Source organism: Streptomyces viridosporus (assembly GCF_002078235.1).
Taxonomy (GTDB): Bacteria; Actinomycetota; Actinomycetes; order Streptomycetales; family Streptomycetaceae; genus Streptomyces; species Streptomyces viridosporus.
Window position 1 is genome coordinate 1 of sequence record NZ_MSGP01000736.1, and the last position, 2,759, is coordinate 2,759.

The 2,759-nt window shown below is 73.3% G+C and carries 2 protein-coding genes; both read left to right on the top strand.

All coding sequences use genetic code 11. From position 1 onward, the window contains the following. Positions 1–1,222, top strand: a 1,222-nt coding sequence (gene radA / locus B7L92_RS36780; protein WP_107501725.1) for a DNA repair protein RadA, incomplete at its 5' end; no start/stop codon positions are given. A 283-nt stretch (positions 1,223–1,505) separates the two neighbouring features. Next, positions 1,506–2,630 carry a DNA integrity scanning diadenylate cyclase DisA gene (disA, locus tag B7L92_RS36785; protein WP_004984951.1) on the top strand — a complete coding sequence of 375 codons (1,125 nt, stop codon included), beginning with the start codon at positions 1,506–1,508 and terminating at the stop codon, positions 2,628–2,630. The last annotated feature ends 129 nt before the right edge of the window (positions 2,631–2,759 follow it).

Below are 2,759 nucleotides of genomic sequence, written 5' to 3' on the forward strand. Positions count from 1 at the left end.
GTGGACTTGCCGACGCCGGGCCACCGCCCGCTCCACCGGCGTGCCCGAGCTGGACCGGGTGCTCGGCGGCGGGCTGGTCCCCGGGGCCGTGGTGCTCGTCGCGGGCGAGCCCGGCGTCGGCAAGTCCACCCTGCTGCTCGACGTGGCGGCCAAGTCGGCGAGCGACGAGCACCGCACGCTCTACGTCACCGGCGAGGAGTCGGCGAGCCAGGTCCGGCTGCGGGCCGACCGCATCCACGCCATCGACGACCACCTGTACCTCGCCGCCGAGACGGACCTGGCCGCCGTCCTCGGCCACCTGGACGCGGTCAAGCCGTCCCTGCTGATCCTGGACTCGGTGCAGACGGTGGCGTCCCCGGAGATCGACGGCGCCCCGGGCGGCATGGCCCAGGTCCGCGAGGTGGCCGGCGCGCTGATCCGGGCCTCCAAGGAGCGCGGGATGTCCACGCTCCTCGTGGGACACGTCACCAAGGACGGCGCGATCGCCGGTCCGCGCCTGCTGGAGCACCTGGTGGACGTCGTCCTGCACTTCGAGGGCGACCGGCACGCCCGCCTGCGCCTGGTCCGGGGCGTGAAGAACCGCTACGGCACCACCGACGAGGTCGGCTGCTTCGAGCTGCACGACGAGGGCATCACGGGCCTCGCGGACCCGAGCGGGCTCTTCCTGACCCGCCGTGACGAGCCGGTCCCCGGCACCTGCCTGACGGTCACCCTGGAGGGCCGCCGCCCCCTGGTCGCCGAGGTCCAGGCGCTCACGGTCGACTCGCAGATCCCCTCCCCCCGGCGCACCACGTCCGGCCTGGAGACCTCGCGCGTGTCGATGATGCTGGCGGTGCTGGAGCAGCGCGGCCGCATCAGCGCCCTGGGCAAGCGGGACATCTACTCCGCGACGGTCGGCGGGGTGAAGCTCTCGGAGCCCGCCGCGGACCTGGCCGTCGCGCTCGCCCTCGCCTCGGCGGCGAGCGACACCCCGCTGCCGAAGAACCTGGTCGCGATCGGCGAGGTCGGTCTGGCCGGTGAGGTGAGACGCGTCACGGGCGTCCAGCGCAGGCTCGCCGAGGCGCACCGCCTGGGCTTCACGCACGCCCTGGTGCCGGGTGACCCGGGCAGGGTTCCCCCGGGCATGAAGGTCCTGGAAGTCGCGGACATAGGGGACGCGCTGCGCGTCCTTCCGCGCTCCCGTCGCCGAGAGGCCCCACGGGAGGAGGAGGACCGCCGGTAGACTTTGCCCAGGTCTCGCCCGTCCGTACGAACCGAGTGCGGTGAGGGCCTCTCGTTCGGAACAGGCCGGATCGGGGAGCGGGGCCTGGTGCGCGCTGCTGCACGGCGGAGGAGGGAGTCGACGCGATGGGGGTTCCCCCCTGCTCGAGCTCGTCGAGAGCTCGGGGGAGTCGGCGACCTGCGACAACGCCGCAGAGGTGTGTGCCAGGGCGCGCGAGCCCGGCACGACCCGAGCGAGAGACCCCGAACGGGGGCGCCCCAGAACCTGCGACCGGAGGAGTGCAGTGGCAGCCAACGACCGGGCAGCAGCTCCCGGAAAGTCCGGTGGGAGTGCCGGTTCCGATGGCCTGATGCGCGCCTCGCTGAGCGCCGTGGCGCCCGGCACCGCCCTGCGTGACGGCCTGGAGCGCGTGCTCCGCGGCAACACCGGCGGACTGATCGTGCTCGGTTCCGACAAGACCGTCGAGGCACTGTGCAGCGGCGGCTTCGTCCTGGACGTCGAGTTCACCGCGACCCGGCTGCGCGAGCTGTGCAAGCTGGACGGCGGCATCGTCCTGTCGTCCGACCTGTCCAAGATCCTGCGGGCGGGCGTCCAGCTGGTGCCGGACCCGACGATCCCGACCGAGGAGACCGGCACCCGGCACCGCACCGCCGACCGGGTCTCCAAGCAGGTCGGCTTCCCGGTCGTCTCGGTCTCCCAGTCGATGCGCCTGATCGCGCTCTACGTCGACGGCCACCGCCGGGTCCTGGAGGACTCGGCGGCGATCCTGTCCCGCGCCAACCAGGCGCTCGCCACCCTGGAGCGCTACAAGCTCCGCCTCGACGAGGTCGCGGGCACGCTGTCGGCGCTGGAGATCGAGGACCTGGTGACCGTCCGGGACGTCTCGGCGGTCGCGCAGCGGCTGGAGATGGTGCGCCGCATCGCCACCGAGATCGCCGAGTACGTGGTCGAACTGGGCACCGACGGCCGTCTTCTCGCCCTCCAGCTGGACGAGTTGATCGCGGGTGTGGAGCCGGAGCGCGAGCTCGTCGTGCGGGACTACGTCCCCGAGCCCACCGCCAAGCGCTCCCGCACGGTCGACGAGGCCCTGCACGAGCTGAACGTGCTCACCCACGCGGAGCTGCTGGAGCTCTCGACCGTGGCCCGCGCCCTGGGCTACACCGGCTCCCCCGAGACCCTGGACTCGGCGGTGTCGCCGCGCGGCTTCCGGCTGCTGGCGAAGGTGCCGCGGCTGCCCGGCGCGATCATCGACCGCCTGGTGGAGCACTTCGGCGGACTGCAGAAGCTGCTCGCCGCGAGCGTGGACGACCTCCAGACGGTGGACGGCGTCGGCGAGGCCCGGGCGCGCAGCGTCCGCGAGGGCCTGTCGAGGCTGGCGGAGAGCTCGATCCTCGAGCGGTACGTCTGAGTCCCCTCGCGCGGGTCACCGCCGCGCGCGTACCGCCGCTCCCGGCGCCGGGAGCGGCAGAGCGCCTCAGTCCTTCTCCAGCACGAACGACGTCTGCAGCTTCGCGAACCCCGGCGCCTTGGCCTCCAC